Source organism: Streptomyces sp. NPDC008001 (assembly GCF_042958085.1).
GTDB lineage: Bacteria > Actinomycetota > Actinomycetes > Streptomycetales > Streptomycetaceae > Streptomyces.
Window position 1 is genome coordinate 293,000 of record NZ_JBIBIZ010000010.1, and the last position, 25,004, is coordinate 318,003.

General features: G+C 71.6%; 24 protein-coding genes. 5 read left to right on the top strand and 19 right to left on the bottom strand.

Translation table 11 applies throughout. The features are described from left to right. Positions 1-31: 31 nt before the first annotated feature. Positions 32-880, top strand: a complete 849-nt coding sequence (locus ACFZCD_RS27380) for a siderophore-interacting protein (RefSeq protein WP_391835330.1) — start codon at positions 32-34, stop codon at positions 878-880. A 67-nt stretch (positions 881-947) separates the two neighbouring features. Here the strand turns inward: ACFZCD_RS27380 and ACFZCD_RS27385 are convergent, their stop codons facing one another. The 11 genes from ACFZCD_RS27385 to ACFZCD_RS27435 form a co-directional block, all read right to left on the bottom strand. Then, entirely contained in the window at positions 948-3,776 is a 2,829-nt protein-coding gene (locus ACFZCD_RS27385) for a DEAD/DEAH box helicase (protein ID WP_391835332.1), read from the bottom strand. A 125-nt stretch (positions 3,777-3,901) separates the two neighbouring features. Beyond that, complete coding sequence (gene tatC / locus ACFZCD_RS27390) at positions 3,902-4,792, bottom strand: twin-arginine translocase subunit TatC (protein WP_391835649.1); 891 nt, start codon at positions 4,790-4,792, stop codon at positions 3,902-3,904. A gap of 119 nt (positions 4,793-4,911) precedes the next feature. Then, a complete protein-coding gene (tatA, locus tag ACFZCD_RS27395) occupies positions 4,912-5,193 on the bottom strand; it encodes a Sec-independent protein translocase subunit TatA (RefSeq protein WP_106677746.1) in 282 nt (93 codons plus the stop codon). Positions 5,194-5,421: 228 nt separating this feature from the next. Next, positions 5,422-5,637 carry a hypothetical protein gene (locus ACFZCD_RS27400; protein WP_391835334.1) on the bottom strand — a complete coding sequence of 72 codons (216 nt, stop codon included), beginning with the start codon at positions 5,635-5,637 and terminating at the stop codon, positions 5,422-5,424. 68 nt (positions 5,638-5,705) lie between these two features. Further along, on the bottom strand, positions 5,706-5,945 hold the full coding sequence (locus tag ACFZCD_RS27405; protein ID WP_391835651.1) for a hypothetical protein: 240 nt from the start codon (positions 5,943-5,945) through the stop codon (positions 5,706-5,708). Between the two features lie 11 nt (positions 5,946-5,956). Beyond that, positions 5,957-6,919: a helix-turn-helix transcriptional regulator gene (locus tag ACFZCD_RS27410; RefSeq protein WP_391835336.1), complete on the bottom strand. Its 963-nt coding sequence runs from the start codon at positions 6,917-6,919 to the stop codon at positions 5,957-5,959. Positions 6,920-6,995: 76 nt separating this feature from the next. Continuing rightward, positions 6,996-8,021: a helix-turn-helix transcriptional regulator gene (locus ACFZCD_RS27415; protein ID WP_391835338.1), complete on the bottom strand. Its 1,026-nt coding sequence runs from the start codon at positions 8,019-8,021 to the stop codon at positions 6,996-6,998. A 118-nt stretch (positions 8,022-8,139) separates the two neighbouring features. Further along, positions 8,140-8,514, bottom strand: coding sequence for an FKBP-type peptidyl-prolyl cis-trans isomerase (locus tag ACFZCD_RS27420; protein ID WP_391835340.1), 375 nt, complete (start codon positions 8,512-8,514; stop codon positions 8,140-8,142). Positions 8,515-8,578: 64 nt separating this feature from the next. Beyond that, positions 8,579-9,559: an FKBP-type peptidyl-prolyl cis-trans isomerase gene (locus ACFZCD_RS27425; RefSeq protein WP_391835342.1), complete on the bottom strand. Its 981-nt coding sequence runs from the start codon at positions 9,557-9,559 to the stop codon at positions 8,579-8,581. Positions 9,560-9,695: 136 nt separating this feature from the next. Beyond that, positions 9,696-11,057 carry a Pup--protein ligase gene (gene pafA, locus ACFZCD_RS27430; RefSeq protein ID WP_391835344.1) on the bottom strand — a complete coding sequence of 454 codons (1,362 nt, stop codon included), beginning with the start codon at positions 11,055-11,057 and terminating at the stop codon, positions 9,696-9,698. Between the two features lie 9 nt (positions 11,058-11,066). Further along, positions 11,067-12,326, bottom strand: a complete 1,260-nt coding sequence (locus ACFZCD_RS27435; RefSeq protein ID WP_391835346.1) for an MFS transporter — start codon at positions 12,324-12,326, stop codon at positions 11,067-11,069. Between the two features lie 122 nt (positions 12,327-12,448). Between ACFZCD_RS27435 and ACFZCD_RS27440 the strand changes: the two genes are divergently transcribed. Further along, positions 12,449-13,519 (top strand): LacI family DNA-binding transcriptional regulator, encoded by a 1,071-nt coding sequence (locus ACFZCD_RS27440; protein ID WP_391835348.1) that lies wholly within the window; start codon positions 12,449-12,451, stop codon positions 13,517-13,519. Between the two features lie 134 nt (positions 13,520-13,653). Here ACFZCD_RS27440 and prcA read toward each other — a convergent pair whose 3' ends face one another. From prcA to arc, 5 genes are all read right to left on the bottom strand, one after another. After that, positions 13,654-14,427, bottom strand: a complete 774-nt coding sequence (gene prcA / locus ACFZCD_RS27445; protein WP_391835350.1) for a proteasome subunit alpha — start codon at positions 14,425-14,427, stop codon at positions 13,654-13,656. 48 nt (positions 14,428-14,475) lie between these two features. After that, a complete protein-coding gene (prcB, locus tag ACFZCD_RS27450; RefSeq protein WP_391835352.1) occupies positions 14,476-15,321 on the bottom strand; it encodes a proteasome subunit beta in 846 nt (281 codons plus the stop codon). Positions 15,322-15,465: 144 nt separating this feature from the next. After that, the gene (locus ACFZCD_RS27455) at positions 15,466-15,684 is read right to left on the bottom strand and encodes a ubiquitin-like protein Pup (protein ID WP_058045164.1); all 219 of its coding nucleotides are present in this window, start codon (positions 15,682-15,684) and stop codon (positions 15,466-15,468) included. A 174-nt stretch (positions 15,685-15,858) separates the two neighbouring features. Then, positions 15,859-17,370 (bottom strand): depupylase/deamidase Dop, encoded by a 1,512-nt coding sequence (gene dop / locus ACFZCD_RS27460; protein ID WP_391835354.1) that lies wholly within the window; start codon positions 17,368-17,370, stop codon positions 15,859-15,861. Positions 17,371-17,721: 351 nt separating this feature from the next. Continuing rightward, a complete protein-coding gene (gene arc, locus ACFZCD_RS27465; protein WP_391835356.1) occupies positions 17,722-19,488 on the bottom strand; it encodes a proteasome ATPase in 1,767 nt (588 codons plus the stop codon). Positions 19,489-19,845: 357 nt separating this feature from the next. Here arc and ACFZCD_RS27470 point away from each other — a divergent pair, with 357 nt between their 5' ends. Next, positions 19,846-20,112, top strand: coding sequence for a ferredoxin (locus ACFZCD_RS27470; protein WP_391835653.1), 267 nt, complete (start codon positions 19,846-19,848; stop codon positions 20,110-20,112). 4 nt (positions 20,113-20,116) lie between these two features. Here the strand turns inward: ACFZCD_RS27470 and ACFZCD_RS27475 are convergent, their stop codons facing one another. From ACFZCD_RS27475 to ACFZCD_RS27485, 3 genes are all read right to left on the bottom strand, one after another. After that, positions 20,117-20,644, bottom strand: a complete 528-nt coding sequence (locus ACFZCD_RS27475) for a hypothetical protein (protein WP_391835358.1) — start codon at positions 20,642-20,644, stop codon at positions 20,117-20,119. 363 nt (positions 20,645-21,007) lie between these two features. Next, the gene (locus tag ACFZCD_RS27480) at positions 21,008-21,895 is read right to left on the bottom strand and encodes a tRNA (adenine-N1)-methyltransferase (protein ID WP_179080201.1); all 888 of its coding nucleotides are present in this window, start codon (positions 21,893-21,895) and stop codon (positions 21,008-21,010) included. A gap of 92 nt (positions 21,896-21,987) precedes the next feature. After that, entirely contained in the window at positions 21,988-23,235 is a 1,248-nt protein-coding gene (locus tag ACFZCD_RS27485; protein ID WP_391835361.1) for a site-2 protease family protein, read from the bottom strand. Positions 23,236-23,358: 123 nt separating this feature from the next. Here ACFZCD_RS27485 and ACFZCD_RS27490 point away from each other — a divergent pair, with 123 nt between their 5' ends. Both ACFZCD_RS27490 and ACFZCD_RS27495 read left to right on the top strand, forming a co-directional pair. Continuing rightward, a complete protein-coding gene (locus tag ACFZCD_RS27490) occupies positions 23,359-24,312 on the top strand; it encodes a RecB family exonuclease (protein ID WP_391835363.1) in 954 nt (317 codons plus the stop codon). Between the two features lie 13 nt (positions 24,313-24,325). Continuing rightward, positions 24,326-24,997: a response regulator gene (locus ACFZCD_RS27495; RefSeq protein ID WP_391835365.1), complete on the top strand. Its 672-nt coding sequence runs from the start codon at positions 24,326-24,328 to the stop codon at positions 24,995-24,997. Positions 24,998-25,004 lie beyond the last annotated feature (7 nt).

Genomic DNA, 25,004 nt, shown 5'->3' on the forward strand with positions numbered 1-25,004 from the left:
TATCGGGATCAGGGGATCAGGGGAGACCAGCATGGCAGAACGTCCCGTCCGGAAGCGGCCTCAGCTCCACCGCGCGCACGTCGTGCGCACGGAGCGGCTGACCCCGCACATGGTGCGCGTCATCCTCGGCGGCGAGGGCCTCGCGGACTTCGGCGCCGGTGAGCACACCGACCACTACGTGAAGCTGCTCTTCCCCGTGCCCGGTGTCACCTACCCCGAGTCGTACGACATGGAGGTCATCCGCCGCGACCTGCCGCACGAGCAGTGGCCGAAGACGCGCACCTACACGGTGCGCTCCTTCGACCGCGAGGCGCGCGAGCTGGCCATCGACTTCGTCGTCCACGGCGACGAGGGCCTGGCCGGCCCGTGGGCGGCCTCCGTGCAGCCGGGCGCCGAGGTGCTCTTCCGCGGGCCCGGTGGCGCCTACTCCCCCGACCCGGCGGCCGGGTGGCACCTGCTGGCGGGCGACGAGAGCGCGCTGCCGGCCATCGCCGCGTCCCTGGAGCGGATCCCGGCGGGCGCGCGCGTCCACGCCTTCGTCGAGGTCGCGGGCGCGGAGGAGGAGCAGAAGCTGGAGCTGCCCGAGGGCGTCGAGGTCACGTGGCTGCACCGCGGCGGCGCGCCCGTCGGCGAGGCCCTGGTGCAGGCCGTGCGCGCGCTCGACTTCCCGTCCCCGGACGTCCACGCCTTCGTCCACGGCGAGGCGGGCTTCGTGAAGGAGCTGCGCCGCCACCTGCGCGTCGAGCGCGAGGTGCCGCGCGAGCGGCTCTCGATCTCGGGGTACTGGCGCCGGGGCCACGACGAGGACGGCTGGCAGGCGTCCAAGCGCGAGTGGAACCAGCAGGTCGAGGCGGAGCAGGAGGGCGCGGCAGCGGCGTAGTGACCAGCGCGCGGCCCCGCCCCTACCCGTAGCCCCCGCAGGGGTTCCGGGAAGGGGCGGGCCGGCCTCAGCCCACCGACGAGTAGGCCACGACACCCCGCAGCAGCCCGTCGACCGCCCGGCGGGCATTGCGCGCCACCGTGCTGCCCTCCTGCGGTGCCGCGGCCGCGATCTGCCCCAGCACGTCGATCAGCTGCTTGCACCACCGTACGAAGTCGCCCGCGGGCATCTCGATCTCCCGCAGCACCTCGTCCAGGCCGTGCCCGGACGCCCAGCGGTACGCGGCCCACGCGAAGCCCAGGTCCGGCTCGCGCTGGCCGACCCCCTCCGCCTGGTTGATCTTGTGCTGTTCCTCCAGGGCGTCCAGCCGGCCCCAGATGCGGACCATCTCGCCGAGCGCCTCCTGCGCCGGCCCCGTGGGCAGCTTCGGCGGCGCCGCGTCGTCGGCCATGCGCGCCTCGAAGACCAGCGCGGAGGCGCACGCCGCCAGCTCGGCCGGCTTGAGGCCCTCCCACACGCCGTCGCGCAGGCACTCCGAGGCCAGCAGGTCGAGCTCGCCGTAGAGCCGCGCGAGCCGCTTGCCGTGCTCGGTGACCTCGTTGGCCCGCAGGTAGTCCAGGTCGGTCAGGAGCGCGCAGATCCGGTCGAAGGTGCGGGCGATGGTGTTCGTCCGGCCCTCGATGCGCCGCTCCAGCTGGCGGGTGTCCCGCAGCAGGCGGTGGTAGCGCTCGGCCCAGCGGGCGTGGTCCTCGCGCTCGTCGCAGCCGTGGCAGGGGTGCGCGCGGATGGCCGCGCGCAGCCGGGCGATCTCGGTGTCGTCCGTGGCCGCGGAGCGCGCCTTGCGCTGCCGGTCGGGCACGATGTGCCCGGCCTTCGTGCGCAGCGCGGAGGCGAGGTCGCGGCGCGACTGCGGGGAACGCGGGTTGAAGGACTTGGGGATCCGCATCCGCTCCAGGGGCTCCACGGGCACCGGGAAGTCGATCGCGGCGAGCCGCTTGACCTGCCGTTCCGCGGTGAGCACCAGCGGGCGCGGCCCGTCGTAGTGGTCGAAGCCGCGGTGCCGGTCGGCGCGGGCGGGCGGCACCCCGGGGTCGAGCACGAGGGCCAGGCCCGCGTACTTGCCCGTCGGGACGTGGATGACGTCACCGGGCTTGAGCCGCTCCAGGGCCGTCGCCGCCGCGGCGCGGCGCTGGACCGCGCCCTGCTTGGCCAGCTCGGTCTCGCGGTCCTTCAGCTCGCGCCGCAGGCGGGCGTACTCCTCGAAGTCGCCCAGGTGGCAGGTGATGGACTCGCGGTAGCCCGCCAGGCCCTCCTCGTTCTTCTGCACCTGCCGGGAGATGCCGACGACCGACTTGTCGGCCTGGAACTGGGCGAACGACGTCTCCAGCAGCTCGCGCGAGCGGTGCCGCCCGAACTGGGAGACGAGGTTGACGGCCATGTTGTACGAGGGCTTGAAGCTGGAGCGCAGCGGGTAGGTGCGGGTGCCGGCGAGGCCGGCGAGCGCCGCCGGGTCCATGCCGCGCTGCCACAGCACGACCGCGTGCCCCTCGACGTCGATCCCGCGCCGCCCCGCCCGGCCCGTGAGCTGGGTGTACTCGCCGGGCGTGATGTCCGCGTGGGTCTCGCCGTTCCACTTGACGAGCTTCTCCAGCACCACCGAGCGGGCCGGCATGTTGATGCCGAGGGCCAGCGTCTCGGTCGCGAAGACGGCCTTGACCAGGCCCTTCACGAAGAGCTCCTCGACGACCTCCTTGAACGTCGGCAGCATGCCGGCGTGGTGGGCGGCGATGCCGCGCTCCAGGCCCTCCAGCCACTCGAAGTAGCCGAGGACGTGCAGGTCCTCGTCGGGGATGGAGGCGCAGCGCTCCTCGACGATCTCCCGCACGCGGGCGCGGGCCGCGTCGTCGTTGAGCCGGAGGCCGGCGTAGAGGCACTGCTGGACGGCCGCCTCGCAGCCGGCGCGGCTGAAGATGAAGGTGATGGCGGGCAGCAGGCCCTCGGCGTCGAGGCGCTCGATGACCTCGGGGCGGCCGGGCGTCCAGATCCGGCTGCGCTGGCGGCGCTCCCGCTCCCGGTCGGCCTCGCGCACCATCTTGCCGCGGCGGCGCTCCCGCGGGTTGTACGTGCGGCTGTTCTCCATGCGGGCCATGCGCAGCAGGTCGGGGTTGACCTCGCGGCGCGCGGCGCCGCGGCCGCCGTGGTCGGTCTCCTCCTCGAAGAGGTCGTACATCCGCCGGCCGGCCAGCACGTGCTGCCAGAGCGGGACGGGGCGCTCCTCGGCGACGATCACCTCGGTGTCGCCGCGCACGGTGTCCAGCCAGTCGCCGAACTCCTCGGCGTTGGAGACGGTGGCCGACAGGGACACGAGGGTCACCGACTCCGGGAGGTGGATGATGACCTCCTCCCAGACGGCGCCGCGGAAGCGGTCGGAGAGGTAGTGCACCTCGTCCATGACCACGTGGCCCAGGCCGGTGAGGGCCTGGGAGTTGGCGTAGAGCATGTTGCGCAGGACCTCGGTGGTCATCACGAGCACCGGGGCGTCGGCGTTGACGCTGTTGTCGCCGGTCAGCAGGCCGACCTTGGCGGCGCCGTAGCGGCGGACGAGGTCGCTGTACTTCTGGTTCGACAGGGCCTTGATCGGCGTCGTGTAGAAGCACTTGCGGCCCTGCGTGAGGGCCAGGTGGACGGCGAACTCGCCCACGATGGTCTTGCCCGAACCGGTCGGTGCGGCGACCAGGACGCCCTTCCCGGCCTCCAGTGCCTTGCAGGCGTCTATCTGGAAGGGGTCCAGTTCGAATTCGTACATCTCGCGGAACGGTGCGAGCGCGGTGGCCTGCTCGGCGGCGCGGACCCGCGAAAGGGCGTAGCGCTCAGCAGGGGACATGTCGTCGGTCATCTTGTGTACGAGCCTACCGGTGACCTCGGGCAGAGCACCTGATCTTTATGGAGCTGCTCCGAGCTGCGCAGAGGTCACCGGGCGGTGTCCGGACCCCGCCCCCCAGCAGGGGGCGTCGGTGCCGGTCAGGTCACGTCGTCGTAGCTGTTGCGGGTGGCGTGCCCGCTGCCCTCTTCGGCCCGCTCGCGCAGGGCGGGCATGGGCTCGGAGTCGCCGATGGACTGCGGGGTCAGGTCGAGCGGCGCGGCCTCGTCGTCGTCCAGCATCCGGTCGGGGTTGCGCAGTGCGCGGCGCTTGTCGTTGAGCATCGAGAACCCGACCGCGCCGAAGTACAGGATGATGATCGGGACGGCCAGGATGCACATGCCGAACGGGTCGGTGCTGGGCGTGGCGACCGCGCCGAAGACGAAGGTGCCCATCACGACGCCGCGCCACCACTTGATCATGGTCTTGCCGGTGACGATCCCGGCCATGTTCATCATGACCAGGAGCAGCGGCAGCTCGAAGGCGAGGCCGAAGACGAGGATCATCCGGACGGTGAAGTCGAGGATGTCGTCGAGGTTGAGGGTGTTGGCCGCGGAGTCGGGCGTGATCTGCAGCAGCACCCGCATGCTCATGGGCATGATCTCGTAGGCCAGGTAGGCGCCCGCGACGAAGAGCGGGGCCGCCGTCGCCACGAAGGCGATGGTGTACTTCTTCTCGTTCTTGTGCAGGCCGGGGGCGAGGAACGCCCACAGCTGGTAGAGCCAGACCGGCGAGGAGACGGTGACGCCCGCGAGCAGGCACACCTTCACGATCGTCGTGAACGGCGACGACAGGCTGTTGAACACCACGACCGCGCAGTTGCCGCCGTGGCTCTGCGCGAGGTCACGCCCGGGGCACTTGGGAACGGGGCTCGAGAGGAAGTCCGTGAGCTGCTTCTGGTAGAAGGCCGCGACGATCGCGACCACGACGATCGCGAGGACCGCCTTGGCCAGTCGGTTGCGCAGCTCACGGAGGTGCTCCGCGAGCGGCATCCGCCCCTCGGGGTCCTTCTCCTTCTTGCGGGCAGACTTGGGCAACCCACGTCCCTATCTCGTGCGGCAGACGGACGCCGCGGGGGCGGCCGCCTCGATCGTCCCTGGAAAAGTGCTGCTCAGTGCTGCGTCGTGCGGTCGCTCGGCTCGGTGACCGGACGCGCGCCGGCGACGTCGCCGGGAGCCGCCTTGATCGTACGCGGGGCCTGACCGGCGGGCGGGTCGGCCGGGGCGGAGGCGTTGTCCTGGCCCTCGGACTTCATGGCCTTGGCCTCGCTCTTGAGGATGCGGGCGGACTTGCCCAGGGAGCGCGCCATGTCCGGGAGCTTCTTCGCACCGAACAGCAGGACGATGACGACGAGAATGAGGATGATCTCGGGGGCGCCGAGCCTACCGAACATTTGCGTTTACCTTCTCACCGAGGCGGCATGGGGTGGGGTGCTGCTCGACTGATCGGACATTTGTCCATCAGACGTACGGCAGCGATCGTAACGCGCAGGGGTAAACGCTGGGCAATCCCCGTGCGTACGCCCGGTTGCGGCCCCCGCCTCGTTACCAGGGCCGCCGAAACAGCGTACCGCCCGGTCAGCGGCCCCAGCAGAGACCGGCAGCGACGTTGTCAGAACCGCTCATTCCCGGCGCGAAGCGGGCACGGCCCGGCCGCTCGCCGCCGCGAGCGGCGCCGCGGCGCGCTCCAGGTCCTCCGCGGCCCGGTTGATCCGCCGCGAGCTCTCCGCCACCTGGCCGGCCAGCCGCCGCACCTCGGCGAGGACCCGGGCGGCCAGTACGCCGAGGACGGCGATCCCCAGGAAGGCGAGGGCGACGGCGAGCATGGGCCAGAACATGGGGTGAACCTATCGGGATCTCGGACGGAGTGCCGGAATGACTCAAAACAACTGTTCGCCGGAGCGTCTCAGACCGTGGAGTGCAGCCGCAGCGTCCGCACCCCGCCGCCGGTCAGCAGCTCGACGATCCGCTCCCCGGCCGGCTTGCGCACCGCGGCGCCGCAGTCCGGGCAGGTGAAGGAGTAGAACGTGGTGCGTCGGCTGCCGCCGATCGCCAGCCGCAGCGCGCTCGCGGCCAGCTCGAAGCGGCCGCGGCAGTCGGGGCAGGCCGCCTTGAACAGCGCGGCTCCCGGCACCCTCCCGTCCATCGCGTCCACCCTCACTCCCCGTAGGCCGCGAGGGCTTCGCGGGCCGCGTCCCGCGCGCTGTCCGCCAGCGCGGCCGGCGAGACGATCCGGCCGTCGCCGCCGAGCCGCAGCGCGAGCCGGCGCAGCGAGGCCGGGTCCGGGGTGCGCAGCGTGATCCGCAGGCCCCCGTCGGGCAGCTCCTCGGCGCTGTCGTGGGGGTAGTACTCCGCGACCCAGCGGCCGCACGGGCCCACCTCGATCACGACCTCCGGGTCCTCCGCGGCGGGCTGCACCAGCCCCTCGGAGAGGTCCCGCAGCTCGACCGGCGGCGGGTCGGACGGCTCGTCGAGCAGCCGGATCTCGGCCACCCGGTCCAGGCGGAACGTGCGCCGGGCCTCCGACAGCCGGCACCACGCCTCCATGTACGTGTGGCCGACGGCGAACAGCCGGACGGGGTCGACCTCGCGCTCGGTGAGCTCGTCGCGCGCGGGCGAGTAGTACTTGATCCACACGCGGCGGCGCTCGGCGATCGCCCGGTCGACGTCGGCGAAGACGCCGCCCTCGGACTCGAAGGTCACCGACAGCCGGGAGCTCGCCCCCGCCGCCTCGCCGGCCGCGGCCTCGATCTTCGCGGTGGCGCGGACGAGCGCCTGCCGGTCGCTCTCGCGCAGGCCCGGCAGCGTGGCCACGGCGCGCGCGGCCACCAGCAGGGCCGTGGCCTCGTCGGCGGCGAGCCGCAGCGGCTCACCGGTGCTGCTGCCCGACGCGTCCGGGTTGTGCCACCAGATGCGGTCGCCGTCGGTGTCGATGTCGAGCAGGTCACCGCCGCGGAAGCTGGTGCCGCACATGGGCAGCACGTCGAGGTCGCCGATGAGCTCGTCCTCGGTGATCCCGAAGGCCCGTGCCACGTCCGTGACCCGGGCGCCGGGGCGCTCGCGCAGATAGGTGACCAGCGACAGCATCCGCCGCGTCTGGTCAATGGCGTTTCCGGCCATCAGAAGTCGGTCCGTTCCTCTCAGCCCTCGCCCGGCCCTCCGGCCCGGCGTCCGCCTGTCCCCGTATCAGCTTGTCTCAGCCCTTGGCCACGGCATGCAGCCGGTCCAGGACCTGGTCCCGCAGCTCAGCCGGCTCCAGCACCACCACGTCCGGGCCGAACTCCACCAGCCACGCGTCCAGCCCGTGCCCGGAGGGGATCTCCAGCTCGTCCCAGCCGTCGCCCAGCTCGCGCGTGCTCGTGGCGCGGGCCCGCAGCGGATAGCCGTGGTCCGCCCGGACCCTGATCCGGGCCGTGCCCGTCGCCGTCTCGCCGGCCCACCGCTCGACGGTCTCGCGGACCGTCACGTGGTCGGGCACCGGCGCCGTGAAGGGGATGGCCCGCGAACGGACCTTGCCGGTGATCCGGGAGAGCCGGAAGACCCGCTCCGCCTGGCGGTCGCGGTCCCAGCCGGCCAGGTACCAGTGGCCGCGCCAGCACTCCAGCGTCCACGGCTCGACGTGCCGCTGCTCGGGGCGGGCCGAGTTCGCCTTGCGGTAGTCGAAGACCACCGGGCGCCGGTCGCGCGCGGCCAGCATCAGCGGCTCGAAGGCCGCCTCGTGCACCGGGATCCGCGTCTCCAGCGCGCTGTGGCTGCCGTAGACCTCCTCCGCGAGCGGCATCCCGGCGGCCCGCAGCTTCTGCAGCGCGCCGCTGGCCGCGGCGGCCAGGCGCGCCTGCTGCCAGACGCTGGCGGCCAGGCCCAGGGCGGCGGCCTCCTCGACGTCCAGCGTGATGGGGGGCAGGCGGTTGCTGTCGCGGCGGGCCAGGTAGCCGGTCTCGCCGTCGACGCTCTCCACCGTCTCGATGATCAGACCGAGCTCGCGCAGATCGTCCTTGTCGCGCTCGAACATGCGGTTGAAGGCGTCGTCGCTGCCGGTGGCGTTGTCCCCGGCGCCGGAGGCAGCACCGCTCCCCGGCCCGAACGCCGCGCCGTTCCCCGGACCGAACTGTTCCAGGTACGCCTCGATCGAGCCCCGCAGCTCCCGCTTGCTCAGCGGACGGCGCGTCCCCAGCAGGCACAGTGCCAGGTTCATCAGCCGCTCGGCCTTGGCAATCGCCATCGACGCCCTCTCTACTTGTGCTCTCAACGGTTGACCGTACCGCTCCGGTCTTCCTGCGCAAAAGCCGAGGGCCCATGCCCCTCGGAGGCATGGGCCCTCGGCCCGTCAGCAGGTGACGTCAGACCGCGATCAGGTCACAGACGAAGATCAGCGTCTCGCCCGGGGCGATCACGCCGCCACCGGCGCCACGGTCGCCGTAGGCGAGGTGGGCGGGGATGACCAGCTTGCGGCGGCCACCGACCTTCATGCCCTGGATGCCCTGGTCCCAGCCCGGGATGACCTGGCCGGCGCCCAGCTTGAACTCCAGCGGGTTGCCACGGTTCCAGCTCGCGTCGAACTCCTCGCCGGTGGAGAACGCCACGCCCACGTAGTGGACCTTGACGAAGTCGCCGGCCTTGGCGACCGCGCCGTCGCCCTCCCAGACCTCGGTGATCTCCAGGTCAGTGGGCGCCGGGCCCTCGGGGAAATCGATCTCGGGCTTGTCGATGCTCACGAAAGTGCTCCTACGAACGAATCTTGTAGACAACCGTGCAAGTCTGGCAGATCGGGGCCGCGGGTCAGACCTTGCCCACGATGTCCACGACGAAGACCAGCGTGTTCTTGTCCAGGCCGCTGCCGGCCTGGCCCTCGTACCCCAGCTTCGGCGGGATCACCAGCTCCACGCGGTCCCCGACGTGCTTGCCGACCAGGCCCTTGTCCCAGCCCTGGACGACCGAGCCGGTGCCGATCTGGAAGCTCGTCGCCCCCGAGTGGTCCCAGGAGGAGTCGAACTTCTTGCCGTCCTCCCACTTCACACCGGTGTACTGGGCGATCAGGCCCTCGCCGGCCTTGATCTCCGGGCCCGTGCCCTTGATCAGCACCTGCTCCTTGAGGTCCGACGGCGCCTTGGCGTCCTTCGGGATGGTGATCTCGGCGGCCTTCTGCGGCACCGTCTTCACCTCGGGCATGCCCTCGTCCGGCTTGGCCTGGTCGCCCTTGACCTCGCTCTTCGGGTCCACCTTGCTCGCGCCCGCCACGTCGACGACCCACACCAGGCCGTCCTCCGGGGCCAGGCCCAGCTGCGGGTTGACCTGCTCGCCGATGGTGTCCTTCACCGTGCCCACGACCTCGACCCGGCTGCCGGCCCGCTGGCCGATCACGGCGTCCGCCACCTTCGCGGGCACCTGCTGCCCCGGCTGGCCCGCGGCGAAGACGTCCTGGCGGCGCACGTCCTTGTTGCCCGGAATCTGCCCCTGGCTCGACCAGGAGCCGCCCAGCGGCTTGTCGTCCTTCATGCTCTGCACGGAGAAGTCGAGCCGCACGAACGTGCCCTTCTCGACCTTGTCGCCCTTGCCCTCCGACAGCGTCTTCACGGAGAGCTCGTCGCCCGGCTTCGCACCCTTCTCCACGGAGATCTCGGGCTTCTGACCGAAGTCCCCCTTCACCGAGACCTTCGACTCGGACGAGCCTTCGTCGTCACCGCACGCGGCGGCGGAGAACAGCAGGACAGGCACGGCCAGCGCCGCGGCCAGGCGACGCGTGTTCTTCGTGAGGTTCATCAGTCCAACTCGGGCTAGGGGGGTGGCTGAGCAGTGCCCGCCACTCTACGGCCTGAGCCTGTGCGATCAACCCTGCCCGACACGGCGGTGCACCGGGGCCCCTGACGCCCCGGTGCACCCTTGCCCTGCCGCCCGGTCACATCCCGGCGATCAGCTTCTCCACCCGGTCGTCCACCGACCGGAACGGGTCCTTGCACAGCACCGTCCGCTGCGCCTGGTCGTTCAGCTTCAGATGCACCCAGTCGACCGTGAAGTCCCGCCGCTGCTCCTGCGCGCGGCGGATGAAGTCGCCGCGCAGCCGGGCCCGGGTCGTCTGCGGCGGTACGGACTTGCCCTCGAAGATCTTCAGGTCGTTGCACACCCGGGCCGCCTGGCCGCGCTTCTCCAGCAGGTAGTACAGCCCGCGGCGGCGGTGGATGTCGTGGTACGCGAGGTCTATCTGCGCGACCCTCGGGTGCGACATCGTGATGTTGTTCTTGGCCCGGTAACGCTCGATGAGCTGGTACTTCATCACCCAGTCGATCTCCGTGGCGATGCGGTCCAGATCCTCGTCCCGGACGGCCTCCAGGGTGCGGCCCCACAGCTCCAGGACCCGCTCCACCGTGCCCGTGCGGATGCCCCGGCGCTCGCAGAAGTCCACGGCCTTCTCGTAGTACTCCTGCTGGACCTCCAGGGCCGAGGCCTCGCGCCCGCTCGCGAGCCGGACCTTGCGCCGGCCCGTGATGTCGTGGCTGACCTCGCGGATCGCCCGGATCGGATTCTCCAGCGTCAGATCCCGCATGACCGTGCCCGCCTCGATCATGCGCAGCACCAGATCGGTCGCGCCGACCTTCAGCAGCATCGTCGTCTCGGACATGTTGGAGTCCCCGACGATGACGTGCAGCCGGCGGTAGCGCTCGGCGTCGGCGTGCGGCTCGTCGCGCGTGTTGATGATCGGGCGCGAGCGGGTGGTCGCCGAGCTGACGCCCTCCCAGATGTGCTCCGCGCGCTGGCTGACGCAGTACACCGCGCCCCGCGGGGTCTGCAGGACCTTGCCCGCCCCGCACAGCAGCTGCCGCGTCACCAGGAACGGGATGAGAATGTCCGCGAGACGCGAGAACTCCCCGTGCCGCGCGACGAGATAGTTCTCGTGGCAGCCGTAGGAGTTCCCGGCGGAGTCGGTGTTGTTCTTGAAGAGATAGACGTCGCCCGCGATCCCCTCCTCGTGCAGGCGCCGCTCGGCATCGACGAGCAGGCCCTCGAGAATGCGCTCGCCCGCCTTGTCGTGGGTGACCAGCTCGATCACGCTGTCGCACTCCGGCGTTGCGTATTCCGGGTGCGAGCCCACATCCAGGTAGAGACGCGCTCCGTTGCGCAGGAAGACATTGCTGCTGCGGCCCCAGGAAACGACACGGCGGAAGAGGTAGCGCGCCACTTCGTCAGGCGACAGCCGGCGCTGTCCCCTGAAGGTGCACGTGACGCCGTACTCGTTCTCCAGCCCGAAAATGCGGCGGTCCATGCCTGAACATTACGCCTGATGCCCTGCGCTGAAACCGGGTTCGACCGCACCGTTCCGATCATTTTCCGACCGGGCCACGATCGGCGACGGGCCCGCGGGAGCCTGCAGGGCGCGCCGCGCCGCCACCATGACGACCAGGGCGGCGACGCCGCACCCCACGGCGACCGCGAAGCCCGCGCGGATGCCGGAGCCCTGGAGCGCCGGGCCGGCGAAGGCCGTGCCGATGGCCGCGCCCACGCCGAAGGAGGTCACCAGCCAGGAGAACGCCTCGGTCACGGTGCCGCGCAGCGCGTGCCGGTCCACCACGACGAAGGCACAGGCCAGGCAGGGCGCGAGGAAGATGCCCGCCACACCGGCGAAGACCGTCATCAGCACGGGGCCCGGCACCAGCAGCAGCGGCAGGTAGCAGACGGCGAGGCCCGTGACGAGCAGCCGCAGCCGCTGCTCCGGGCTGCCGGGCCACTGCCGGTGACCGTAGACCGTGCCGCCGATGAAGGCGCCCACGCCGACCGCGGAGAGCAGGTAGCCGGCGACGTTGCCGTCGTGGTGCGCCTCACCGTAGGCCACCGCGGAGACGGCGATCGAGCCGAGGGCGGAGCCGATGAAGAAGAACGTGCCGAGCAGCACCAGCAGGCCGCGCGAGCGCAGGGCGCCGAGCCAGTGCGCCTCACGGGGCGCGCTGCGCCACTCGCGGGAGGGCGGCGACGTGACGACGGCGAGCGCGCCGAGGGCGCCCAGGGCGTTGATCACGAACAGCGCACCGGCCGGGGACCACGCGCCGACCAGCCCGGTGATGATCAGCGGGCCGACGACGTACATCACTTCCTGGGCGATGGCGTCGAGGGAGTACGCGGCGTGAATGCGCTCCTCGCTCTTGAGGACCGAGGGCCACAGCGCCCGCAGCCCGCCCTCCAGCGGCGGCGTGAAGAAACCGGACACCACCATGGCCGCGTACGCTAGAGCGACGGGCTCCAGACCGACGGCGGCGAAGACCGTCATGCCGAGCGCGGCCAGCAGGGCCGACGGCAGCATGACGCGCGGCTGGCCGTAGAGGTCGACGGCCCGGCCCAGCAGCGGCTGACCCACCGCGTTCGCCACGCCGTAGACGGCCGAGAGCACGGAGGCGAGCGCGAGGCTGCCGCCCTCGGCACGGACGAAGAGGACGATCGCGAGCGCGGCCGTGGCGTTCGGCAGGCGGCCGACCAGCGTGCCTGTGAGCAGGCGCGCGGCGTACCGCGTTCGGAGCATCTCGCCGTAGCCGGCCGCCATCGGTGACTTCCTCTCTTCCCCGAGCCTCGGGTTTTACGTATAACTAGAGGCGTCATACGTATCATGGCCGCAGCCCACGGGTCCAACGCCGCAGGCTGCGGCAGTCAGGGGAGGCACCGACAGTGACCAGCGGCGAAGACACCGAGCGGCGCCGCGACGAGCGGTGGCCCACGGCCCGCGGCCCGCGCGCCGGAGCCCGTGCCACCAGCCGCGACGTCGCCCGCGCCGCGGGCGTCTCCCAGGCCACGGTCTCCCTCGTGCTGGGCGAGAAGTGGCGCGGCCGGGTCTCCGAGCGCACCGCGGAGGCCGTCCGCTCCGCCGCCCGGAGCCTGGGCTACCGCCCCAACCTCGCCGCCCGGGACCTGCGCCTCGGCAGCACCCGTACGGTCCTCCTGGTCGTCCCGGCGCTCACCAACGAGTTCTTCGCCCGGGTCCACACCGGCGTCGTCCGCGTGGCCCGCGAGCACGGCCTCGGCGTCGTCCTCTACCTCTCCCCCGAGGGCACCGGCCCGGCCCGCGACCCGTTCGCCTCCGCCAGCGCCACCCTGGACGGCGTCCTGGCCTCCTCGATGGCCGCCGAGGCCCTCGGCGCCATCCGCAGCGGCGGCCTCCCGCTCGTCATGCTCGACAGCGACCCCGGCCACGAAGGGGCCTCGGCCACCGTCAACCCCGACATCGCCGACGGCATGCGCCAGGTCGCCGCGCACCTGCTGGGCCTCGGCCACCGGCGCTTCCTGCACCTCGCCTCGGACATCGACACCTGGACCTTCCGGGTCCGCGCCCGCGCCCTCGCCGACGCGCTGCACGGGACGGCCGGCGTGACGGTGCGGACGGAGCGGGCGCCCCTCACCGTCCCCGACGGGCTGCGCGCCACCGAGAAGGCCCTCGCCGAGCCCGGCCCCCGCCCCACCGCCATCGTCTGCGACGACGACGTCCTCGCCGCGGGCGCGTGCAAGGCCGCCCGCCGGCTGGGCCTGCACGTGCCCGCCGACCTGTCCGTCACCGGCTTCACCGACCTGGCCCTCGCCACGGCCGTCGAGCCCGAGCTCACCACCGTGCAGCTGCCCGCCGAGGCCGTCGGCGAGGCCGGGATGCGCGCGCTCGTGACCGCCCTGGACGGGCGGACACCGGCCCCCGAGGCCCTCCCGGTCCGGCTGGTCACCCGCGGCACCACGGCGTACGCCGCCTCGTAACCCCCACCGCACCGCCGGTTCCGCTGCCCCGCCCTTACTGCCCCTGCCGCCCGTCCGCTGAAAGGCCGAGCGCCCCGGCGGGAAACCCGCGGGGCGCTCGGTGGCGACAAGAACAACGGCAGAAGCAGCAGGAATCAGCTCTCGGCGGAGGCCTCTCCGCCCTCCTCCGGAGCCGTCTCCGGCTCCGTGCCCGGCTCGGCGCCGGGCGTGCCGTCCTCCAGCAGCCGCGACAGCTGGCGGCCCAGCAGCCGCTTGAACTTCCGCTGCTGCGGTCGCGTGCGGTCCAGGACCGCGACCTCCAGCTGCTCCGCGGTCAGCGTCCGCTCACCGCCGTTGTTGTCCCGGGTGAGGGACTCCACGGCGAGCTTCAGCGCCTCGGAGAGCGTCATGCCGTCGCGGTGCCGCTGATCGAGGTAATTGCTGATCTGATCGGCATTGCCACCGACGGCGACCGAACCGTGCTCATCCACGATCGAGCCGTCATGGGGCAGCCGGTAGATCTGATCGTCCTCGGGTCCGGCACCGACCTCGGCGACGATCAGCTCCACCTCGTACGGCTTCTCGCCGGCGCTGGAGAAGATCGTGCCCAGCGTCTGGGCGTAGACATTGGCCAGGCCACGGGCCGTGACATCGTCCCGGTCGTATGTGTAACCCCGCAGATCGGCGTAGCGCACGCCGCCGATCCGCAGATTTTCGAATTCGTTGTACTTCCCGACCGCGGCGAAGGCGATCCGGTCATAGATTTCGCTGACCTTGTGCAGGGCCCGGGACGGGTTCTCGGCAACGAAGACAACGCCATCGGTGTACTGGAGCACCACGACACTGCGGCCGCGCGCGATGCCCTTGCGGGCGTACTCGGCGCGGTCGGCCATGGCCTGCTGAGGTGATACGTAGAACGGCGTCGACACCGGTTATCCGTCCCTTTCTGTCATTGACGAGTGCATGACCGCAGACCCTCAGAGGAGGGCGGCCCGCGGGCCGTCCGGCTCCTCGAGCCGCCGCTCGTGGACGGCCCGGACGATCTCGGAGCACTGCGCCTCGGTGAGCTTGCGGAACCCCTCGTCGGTGATGACGGTGACGATCGGATAGATGCGCCGCGCGAGGTCCGGCCCGCCCGTCGCGGAGTCGTCGTCGGCGGCGTCGTAGAGCGCCTGGACGACGAGCGTGAGGGCTTGACTCTCCGTCAGGTCCTCGCGGAAGAGCTTCTTCAGCGAGCCCCGGGCGAAGAGCGAGCCCGAGCCCGTGGCCGCGAACCCGTGCTCCTCCGAGCGCCCGCCGGTCACGTCGTAGGAGAAGATCCGCCCCTTCTGCCGGTCCACGTCCCAGCCGGCGAAGAGCGGCACCACGGCCAGGCCCTGCATGGCCATGCCGAGGTTGCTGCGGATCATCGTCGACAGCCGGTTCGCCTTGCCCTCCAGCGAGAGCTGGACCCCCTCGACCTTCTCGAAGTGCTCCAGCTCCAGCTGGAAGAGCTTGACCATCTCCACGGCCAGGCCGGCCGTGCCCGCGATGCCCACCGCCGAGTACTCGTCGGCCGGGAAGACCTTCTCGATGTCGCGCTGGGCGATGACGTTCCCCATCGTCGCCCGCCGGTCACCGGCCAGCACCACACCGCCGGGGAACGAGGCCGCGACGATGGTCGTCCCGTGCGGGATCTCGATCGCGCCCTGCACCGGGGGCAGCGCCCGGTTGCCCGGGAGCAGATCCGGCGAGTGCGCGGACAGGAAGTCCATGAACGACGAGGAACCGGGTGTCAGGAAGGCAGCCGGCAGACGCCCGGTGCTACGAGTGTTGGCTTCCACACGTTTCCTTCCACGTATGCAGCGGCCCGCCCCATGACGTCCGCTCGATCCTTGAACCGCCCCTGGGCCGCGTCGCGGCCGGGGCGCAGTACGCCAGGGACCTTACCGGTCCCGTGATCATGATCTGCAGGCGGCGGCAGGCGCCTACTCGCCGCCCTTCTGGACGAAGGACCGCACGAAGTCCTCGGCGTTCTCCTCGAGGACGTCGTCGATCTCGTCCAGCACGGAGTCGACGTCGTCCGACAGCTTCTCCTGCCGTTCCTTGAGGTCCTCCGAGACCTGCGCGTCCTGCGCCTGCTCCTCGACGTCCTCGGTGGATCGCGTGGCCTTCTGCTGGCCGCCGCCGGTGTCCTTGGTCGCCATATCCCTCACCCCGCTCGGTTCGACGTACAAGATCGGACGTGCACAGTCGTACTCAGCCGTACTCGGGCCTGCATGATCAGACCCTACAAGCCGGGTCCGGCATCGGCCCCGCACTTGCTACAACGTCCCGGAACCACCGTGATGATTCCCTGAACGCCCTCCTCTCAGACCTGCTCAGCCCCCGGAGAGCACCCGGACCAGCTCCTCCGCGGTGCGGCAGCGGTCCAGGAGCTCCTTGACGTGGTTGCGCGTGCCGCGCAGCGGCTCCAGGGTGGGGACCCGTTGCAGGGAGTCACGGCCCGGGAGGTCGAAGATCACCGAGTCCCAGGAGGCCGCGGCGACGTCGTCCGCGTACTGCTCCAGGCAGCGGCCGCGGAAGTAGGCCCGGGTGTCCTCGGGCGGGGCCGTGCGGGCGCGCTCCACCTCGGTCTCGTCCAGCAGGCGCCTGATCCTGCCGCGGGCCGCCAGGCGGTTGTACAGCCCCTTGTCGGGCCGCACGTCCGCGTACTGCAGGTCCACCAGGTGCAGCCGGGCCGCGTCCCAGCCCAGGCCGTCGCGGCGGCGGTAGCCCTCCAGGAGCTCCCGCTTGGCCACCCAGTCCAGCTCGCCGGACAGGCTCATCGGATCGTGCTCCAGCCGGTTCAGCACGTCCTCCCAGCGGTCGAGGACGTCCTTGGTCTGCTCGTCGGCGTCGGCCCCGAAGCGGTTCTCCACGTACTTGCGGGCGAGCTCGCAGTACTCCATCTGGAGCTGCACGCCCGTGAGCGTGCGGCCGCTGCGGAGCGTGATCAGACGCTGCAGGGTGGGGTCGTGGCTGACCTGGTGGAGGGTGCGGACGGGCTGGTCGACGGCCAGGTCGGAGACGATGAAACCGTCCTCGATCATGGAGAGGACCAGGGCGGTGGTGCCCAGCTTGAGGTAGGTGGAGATCTCCGAGAGGTTCGCGTCGCCGATGATCACATGGAGCCTGCGGTACTTCTCGGCGTCGGCGTGCGGCTCGTCGCGGGTGTTGATGATCGGCCGCTTGAGGGTGGTCTCCAGGCCCACCTCGACCTCGAAGTAGTCCGCGCGCTGACTGAGCTGGAAGCCGTGCTCGTGGCCGTCCTGGCCGATGCCGACGCGGCCGGCGCCGGTGACGACCTGGCGGGAGACGAAGAAGGGCGTCAGGTGGCGCACGATGTCCGAGAAGGGGGTCTCCCGCTTCATCAGGTAGTTCTCGTGGGTGCCGTAGGACGCGCCCTTGTTGTCGGTGTTGTTCTTGTAGAGGTGGATCGGCTGGGCTCCGGGCAGCTGGGCGGCGCGCTCGGCGGCCTCGGCCATGATCCGCTCCCCGGCCTTGTCCCACAGGACGGCGTCGCGCGGGTTGGTGATCTCCGGGGAGCTGTACTCGGGGTGGGCGTGGTCGACGTAGAGTCGCGCGCCATTGGTCAGGATGACGTTGGCGAGGCCGATGTCCTCGTCGGTGAGCTGGCTGGAGTCCGCGGCTTCGCGGGCGAGGTCGAAGCCCCGGGCGTCCCGCAGCGGGTTCTCCTCCTCGAAGTCCCAGCGGGCGCGTCGCGCCCGGTGCATCGCCGCGGCGTAGGCGTTGACGATCTGGGACGAGGTGAGCATGGCATTGGCGTTCGGGTGACCGGGGACGGAGATCCCGTACTCCGTCTCGATGCCCATTACTCGCCGTACGGTCATGCGGCCCTCCTTGCCCGGCGGCGCCCCCTGGTGGGGTCGGCGCTCAAGTACCGCTGCGCACCCGGTCCGTGTCCGGCCCTCGGTCCCCCGGCGCGCGCTGCGGCGGTATCGAAGAGCCTAGAACGGCTTTGCGGCGGTGGGGAGATCATTACAGTCATTGCTCCGGTTCGTGGCGTACCCGGGCCATGGGCGCTCCCGTGGCGCATTCCCTGCGGGAATCCCGGCGGAAATGCGGCGGGAACCCCGGCGGGAAGGCGGTGCGGGCGGCGGGAAAAACACGTCCGGCTGCGGTTGTCCCGGGGTATGCCCCCGCCAGGGCGGGGGCGGGACATCCGCAGCCGGACGGCGGTGCTAGAGATACTGGCCGGTATTGGCCACCGTGTCGATGGAGCGGCCGGTGTCGGCGCCCTGCTTCCCGGTGACCAGGGTGCGGATGAAGACGATCCGCTCGCCCTTCTTGCCGGAGATCCGGGCCCAGTCGTCCGGGTTGGTGGTGTTGGGCAGGTCCTCGTTCTCCTTGAACTCGTCGACGCAGGCGGCGAGCAGGTGGGAGACGCGCAGACCCTTCTGGTTGTGGTCGAGGAAGGCCTTGATCGCCATCTTCTTCGCCCGGTCCACAATGTTCTGGATCATGGCGCCGGAGTTGAAGTCCTTGAAATAGAGGACTTCCTTGTCGCCATTGGCGTAGGTGACCTCGAGGAAGCGGTTTTCCTCGGATTCGGCGTACATCTGCTCAACGACCGACTGGATCATGCCGGCCACGGCGGCCCGGGAGTCCCCGCCGTGCTCGGCGAGGTCGTCCGCGTGGATGGGCAGGGTCTCGGTCAGGTACTTCGAGAAGATGTCCTTGGCGGCCTCCGCGTCCGGGCGCTCGATCTTGATCTTCACATCGAGGCGGCCGGGGCGCAGGATGGCCGGGTCGATCATGTCCTCCCGGTTGGAGGCGCCGATCACGATCACGTTCTCCAGGCCCTCGACGCCGTCGATCTCGGAGAGGAGCTGGGGGACGATGGTGTTCTCGACGTCGGAGCTGACCCCGGATCCGCGGGTGCGGAAGAGGGAGTCCATCTCGTCGAAGAAGACGATGACCGGGGTGCCCTCGCTCGCCTTCTCCCGGGCCCGCTGGAAGATCAGCCGGATGTGCCGCTCGGTCTCGCCGACGTACTTGTTGAGGAGCTCGGGGCCCTTGATGTTGAGGAAGAAGCTCTTCCCCGCGGGCTTGCCGGTGACCTCGGCGACCTTCTTGGCAAGGGAGTTGGCGACGGCCTTGGCGATGAGCGTCTTGCCGCAGCCGGGCGGGCCGTACAGCAGCACGCCCTTGGGCGGCCGCAGTTCGTGCTCCTTGAAGAGGTCGGGGTAGAGGTAGGGGAGCTCGACCGCATCGCGGATCAGCTCGATCTGGTTCCCCAGACCGCCGATCTTGGTGTAGTCGATGTCCGGGACCTCTTCGAGGACGAGCTCCTCGACCTCGCTCTTCGGGATGATCTCGTAGACGTAGCCGGAACGGGGTTCCAGGAGCAGGGCGTCGCCGGGGCGGATGGTGGTGTCCAGCAGCGGCTCGGCGAGCCTCACCACCCGCTCCTCGTCGGTGTGCCCGATGACCAGGGCGCGCTCGCCGTCCTCGAGGATCTCCTTGAGGGTGACGATGTCCCCGGCCCGCTCGAACTCCATGGCCTCGACCACGTTGAGCGCTTCGTTGAGCATGACTTCCTGGCCGCGCCGGAGGTCCTCCAGCTCGACGCTGGGGCTGACGTTCACCCGGAGCTTGCGGCCTCCGGTGAAGATGTCGGCCGTGCCGTCGTCGTTGGCCTTGAGGAAGACGCCGAAGCCGGCCGGCGGCTGTGCGAGCCGGTCGACTTCCTCCTTGAGGGCGACGATCTGGTCGCGCGCCTCGCGGAGGGTGTTGGCGAGCCGCTCGTTCTGAGCGGACACGCCGGCCAGGTTGGTCTGGAGCTCGACGATCCGCTCTTCGAGAATCCTCGTGTGCCGCGGAGAGTCGGCGAGCTTGCGTCGCAGGACGGCGATCTCCTGCTCGTAATAGGCAACCTGGCTCGCGAGGTCGTCGGACGCTCGTCCCGGCCGGATGCCGCGGTTCATGTCGTCGTCGTGGGCTGCCACGGTCCTCACCTCCTCCAAGGGGAGCTGGACGCTTCCTGACCCTACCTGGGCCGGTGCAGGTTGAAACCCCTAGATCACAAACCCGGTAGGAGTGTGTCCGATCTTCACCCTTGCGCACGTCCCCACAGCAGGGGAATACCCACCCATCAACATCGGAAAGCGGGCGGTTGTATCGTCGAGTCGGTCAACACCCGTCAGGGCTGGCTCCAATTGATTCACATACGTAGGGAACGGCAGGGCGAGATGACCGTGCAGAACGACGACCGCGCAGGCACGGCCGGGGCTCCGGCGGCCCCGGACGCCACGGAGGCCGGCCCGGACGGCCCGGGCGCGGCGGCGGGGGCGGACGGCGAGGCCCTGGAGGTCTGGATCGACCAGGACCTGTGCACGGGGGACGGGATCTGCGCCCAGTACGCGCCCGAGGTCTTCGAGCTGGACATCGACGGCCTGGCCTACGTGAAGAGCGCCGACGACGAGCTGCTGCAGGACCCGGGCGCCACGACGCCGGTGCCGCTGACCCTGCTCACCGATGTCCGGGACTCCGCCAAGGAGTGCCCGGGCGACTGCATTCATGTGCGGCGCATTTCGGACAAGGTGGAGATCTACGGCCCCGACGCCGAGTGAGGCCTCAGACACTCCCCGCGACGGCCCGCGGGTGGAGGACGAACTTCCCGTCCTTCCAGTGCCATTCGACGGTCCGCTGCCGGTCCGGGCAGCAACGCGGCACGCTCGGGGCGGAGTAGCCGACGAGAGTGGCCGAAACGGTGCCCTCCGTGACGGCGAGCGCGGTGACCGTCATCCTCTCCCCGGGATCGACGAGCGTCGCCAGGACGCGCGGCGGCTCGCCGTACTCCCGGGGCCCGGCGAGGAGATAGACGCCGCTGGGCGGGGTGCCGCCGCCGGCGCGGCAGCGCACGACGGCCACGGTCTCCGGTCTGCCGTCGCGATCGAGGTCCGACGTGGCCTGCCGGACCACGTCCGGACCGCCGCCGGGGCCGCACCGCAGGGGGTAGCGGGCCGCGAGCGCGTCGGGGGCCTGCGTGGCCGCGCCGGCGGGGGCGGCGGCCGAGGCGGGTGCGGATTCCCCGCCGGGGCCGAGGAGGCAGGCGGCGGCGATCACGGCGGCCAGGGCCACCACGGTGACGAGCCAGTGCACTGGGCCCGGCCGGGTGTGCGGAGGGGGCTCGGCGGCCTCGGGCCCGGGGGCGGGATGAGCACGGTCTGGGCGAACACTGCCGGCCGGTGGCTGCACGCGCGCTGACTCCTGTGGCGGTGGCTGCGGGGGATGGCGGGATGCGGAAGTGATCAGCATCGTGCCACATCACCGCGTACCGGTGAACAGCGGGCACGCCGGTGGAGGAGCGGGGAAATGCGCCGGGCGGTCGGGCCGCACGAGGCCGGGCGGGCGGGCCGAACGAGGCCGGGCGGGCGGGCCGAACGAAGAGGCGCCGCCCCCGAGTTCCCCGCGGTGCGGGGTCCGGAGGCGGCGCCGTGCGTGCCGGGCACGCGATGACGGGGGTCAGCCCTTGTTGGGGCCCTCGTAGTCCTCGCCGTAGGCGCCCTTGGCGGGGCGGCGGCGCCGCATGGGCGGCTCGACGCCGTCCGCGAGGCGGCGGGCGGTGACCAGGAAGCCGGTGTGGCCGATCATGCGGTGGTCCGGCCGGACGGCCAGGCCCTCGACGTGCCAGTTGCGGATCATCGACTCCCACGGCTGCGGCTCGGCGAAGCAGCCGATCTCGCGGATGGACTCGACGGTCCGCGCGAGCTGGGTGGTCGTCGCCACGTAGCAGCAGAGGATGCCGCCGGGGACGAGCGCCTTGGAGACGGCCTCCAGGCACTCCCAGGGGGCGAGCATGTCGAGGATGACGCGGTCGACGTCGGTGTCGGAGAGGTTGTCCTGCAGGTCGCCGACCGTGAGCTGCCAGGCGGGGTGCGGGCCGCCGAAGTAGCGCTCCACGTTCGCCTGGGCGATCTCGGCGAAGTCCGCGCGGCGCTCGTAGGAGTGCAGCATGCCCTGGTCACCGATGGCGCGCAGCAGGAAGGCGCTGAGCGAGCCGGAGCCCACTCCCGCCTCGACGACGCGGGCGCCGGCGAAGATGTCGGCGAAGGCCAGGATCTGCCCCGCGTCCTTGGGGTAGACCACGGCGGCGCCGCGGGGCATGGACAGGACGTAGTCGGGGAGCAGGGGGCGCAGCGCGAGGTAGGCGACGTTTCCCGTGGTACGGACAACACTGCCTTCGGGGGCGCCGATCAGCTCGTCGTGGGGGAAGGCACCCTTGTGGGTGTGGAACTGCTTCCCGGCTTCGAGCGTGAACGTGTAGTGGCGTCCCTTGGGGTCGGTGAGCTGGACCTGGTCCCCGACCTGGAAGGGCCCGCGACGGCGGGCGGCACCGGTCGGTTCGGACATGTGACCAGCCTACCGGGTGGCCTGCGGCTTGCTGACCAGCAGCGCGTGCGGGGCGGCCGGCGGGGGCCCGCCCGCGCGGCCTGGCGCCGTGGTCAGGAGGGCGTGCGGGCCATGGCGGCGACGAAGGCGCGCTCGACGTCGGTGGTGGCGAGGACGCCGTAGACCTCCCCGGTCTCCTCGACGACGAGGTATTCCGTGGCGGGGGTGGCGCGGAGCATGTCCAGGAGCTCCTCCCCGGCGAGGTCGGCGGAGACGCGCATGCCGTCCTTGAGGTCCTGGGCGAGGCCGCCGACCGCGACCCAGGGGCGGCGGTGCTCGGGGACGCCGGCGATGGCGGTCTCGCGGACGAGGGCGGTGGGGGCGCCCCGGCCGTCGACCACGACGAGGGCGCGGGCTCCGGCCTCCCCGGCGCGGCGCAGGGCCTCGGACAGGGGGGTGACGGCCTCGACGGGGACGGCGCGGCGGGTGAGGACGCGGGCGCTGAGGCCGGGCAGGCGCTCGCGCAGGCGGGCCATGCGGAGGCTGTTGCCGGCGCCGGTCCAGATGATGGCGGCGAGGATCGCCGCGAGGAGGGCGTCGGTGAGGGAGTCGAGCCCGCCGAGGTCGGCGCCGGACGTGCCGAGGCCGCCGCCCGCGCGGGTGAGCAGCGGCAGGCCGACGAGGACGGCGACGGCGAGGGCGCGGCCGATCCAGGCTGCGGCGACGGTGCCGGTCATGGGCTTGCCGCTGATCTTCCACACGACGGCGCGGAGCATGCGGCCGCCGTCGAGCGGGAGGCCGGGCAGCAGGTTGAAGGCCGCGACGAGCAGGTTGGAGACCATCAGGCCGGCGAGCAGGACGCCTGGGACGGTGCCGGGCTCGACGGCGAGGACGCCGAGGTAGAAGACGCCGGCGAGGACGAGGGAGAGCAGGGGGCCGACGAAGGCGAGGACGAATTCGCGGCCGGGGGTCTCGGTCTCCTTCTCGATCTCGGAGACGCCGCCGAAGAACTGGAGCTGGATGCGGCGCACGGGCAGCTTGAAGCGGAGCGCGGCGACGGTGTGCGCGAGCTCGTGGATGAGGACCGAGGCGTAGAAGGCCACGGCGAAGAAGAGCGAGACGAGGTAGCGGGCGCGGCCGAGCTCCGGGAGCACGCGGTCGAGCTGGCCGCCGAAGACCCAGGTGATGAGCGCGGCGACGAGGAACCAGCTGGGGGCCACGTAGACAGGCACGCCGAAGGGGCGGCCCATGAGGATTCCGCCGCCGCCCTCGCGGGGGCGTCCGGGGGTGCGCTTCCCGGGCCCGTGCCGGTCACCGGCGCCGCCCCCGCCGCCGGACCTGCTCTGCCCGCTGTCGTCCACGGTTTCCCCTCGTCGGATGCGGCCCTCGCCGGTGGCCGGGTGCTGTCCCGGTCGTCGTGCGAAGGGGTCTGTGCTCGATGGTATGACGCCGGCTGTCGGTGGCGGGCCTTAGGGTTTTCTGTCATGGGTATGGACAGTGGGGCCCCGGCGGGGCAGGCCGGGGCCGGCGCGGGGCGCGGGCCTGCGGAGACGGGCACGGGGGCGGTGCGGCCGAAGGCGCTGTCGCCGTCGCGGGCGGGCGATTTCATGCAGTGCCCCCTGCTGTACCGGTTCCGGGTGATCGACCGGCTGCCGGAGAAGCCGAGCGCCGCGGCCACCCGTGGCACGGTGGTGCACGCGGTGCTGGAGCGGCTCTTCGACGCTCCAGCGGCGGAGCGCACGACGGAGCGGGCCAAGGGGCTGGTGCCGGGCGAGTGGGAGCGGCTGCTGGTCTCGCGCCCGGAGCTGGCCGGGCTGTTCCACGACGAGGACGGGGCGCACGACCCGCAGCGGCTGGCGAAGTGGCTGGGCGAGGCGGAGCGGCTGGTCGAGCGCTGGTTCACGCTGGAGGACCCCACGCGCCTGGAGCCCGCCGAGCGCGAGCTGTACGTGGAGACGGCGCTGGAGTCGGGCCCGCTGCTGCGCGGCTTCATCGACCGCGTGGACGTGGCCCCCACGGGCGACGTCCGCATCGTGGACTACAAGACGGGCAAGGCCCCGGCCCCGCAGTTCCGCTCCGAGGCACTGTTCCAGATGACGTTCTACGCCCTGGTGCTGTGGAAGCTGCAGGGCAGGGTGCCGCGCCGGCTCCAGCTGGTCTACCTGGGCAGCGGGGACGTCCTGACGTACGACCCGGTGGAGGAGGAGCTGCGCGCGGTCGAGCGCAAGCTGCGGGCGCTGTGGGACGCGATCGTGCTGGCCACGGACACCGGCGAGTGGCGGCCTCGGCCGACGAAGCTGTGCGGCTGGTGCGACCACCAGGCGGTGTGCCCCGAGTTCGGCGGCACTCCCCCGCCGTATCCGCTGCCGGTCGTGGCTCAGCGCGACGGGCGGGTGCCCCCGCAGGGGACGGCGCAGGGCAGAATGGACCCGGTCTAACGAAGGAGTTCCTGTGGCGATCCGCGTCCTACTGGTCGACGACCAGCCGCTGCTGCGCACCGGCTTCCGGATGATTCTCGAAGCGGAACAGGACCTCGCGGTGGTGGGCGAGGCGGGGGACGGCCTGCAGGCGCTGGACCAGGTGCGGGCCCTGCAGCCGGATGTGGTCCTGATGGACATCCGGATGCCCCGGATGGACGGCGTGGAGGCGACGCGCCAGATCACCGGACCGGACCGGAACGGCCCGGCGAAGGTGCTGGTGCTGACCACCTTCGATCTCGACGAGTACGTGGTGGAGGCGCTGCGCGCGGGTGCCAGCGGCTTCCTGCTGAAGGACGCGCCGGCCCATGAGCTGGTGCAGGCGATCCGGGTGGTCGCGGGCGGCGAGGCGATGCTCGCGCCGAGCATCACGCGGCGTCTGCTGGACAAGTACGCGGGCCATCTGCCGTCGGGCGAGGAGCCGCTGCCGGACACCCTGCACACGCTGACCGACCGCGAGGTCGAGGTGCTGAAGCTGGTGGCGCGCGGCCTGTCGAACGCGGAGATCGCGGCGGACCTGTTCGTCAGCGAGACGACGGTGAAGACGCACGTGGGGCACGTCCTGACGAAGCTCGGCCTGCGGGACCGCGTCCAGGCGGCGGTCTACGCGTACGAGAGCGGGCTGGTGCGGCCCGGCGCCCAGTAGCGCGTAA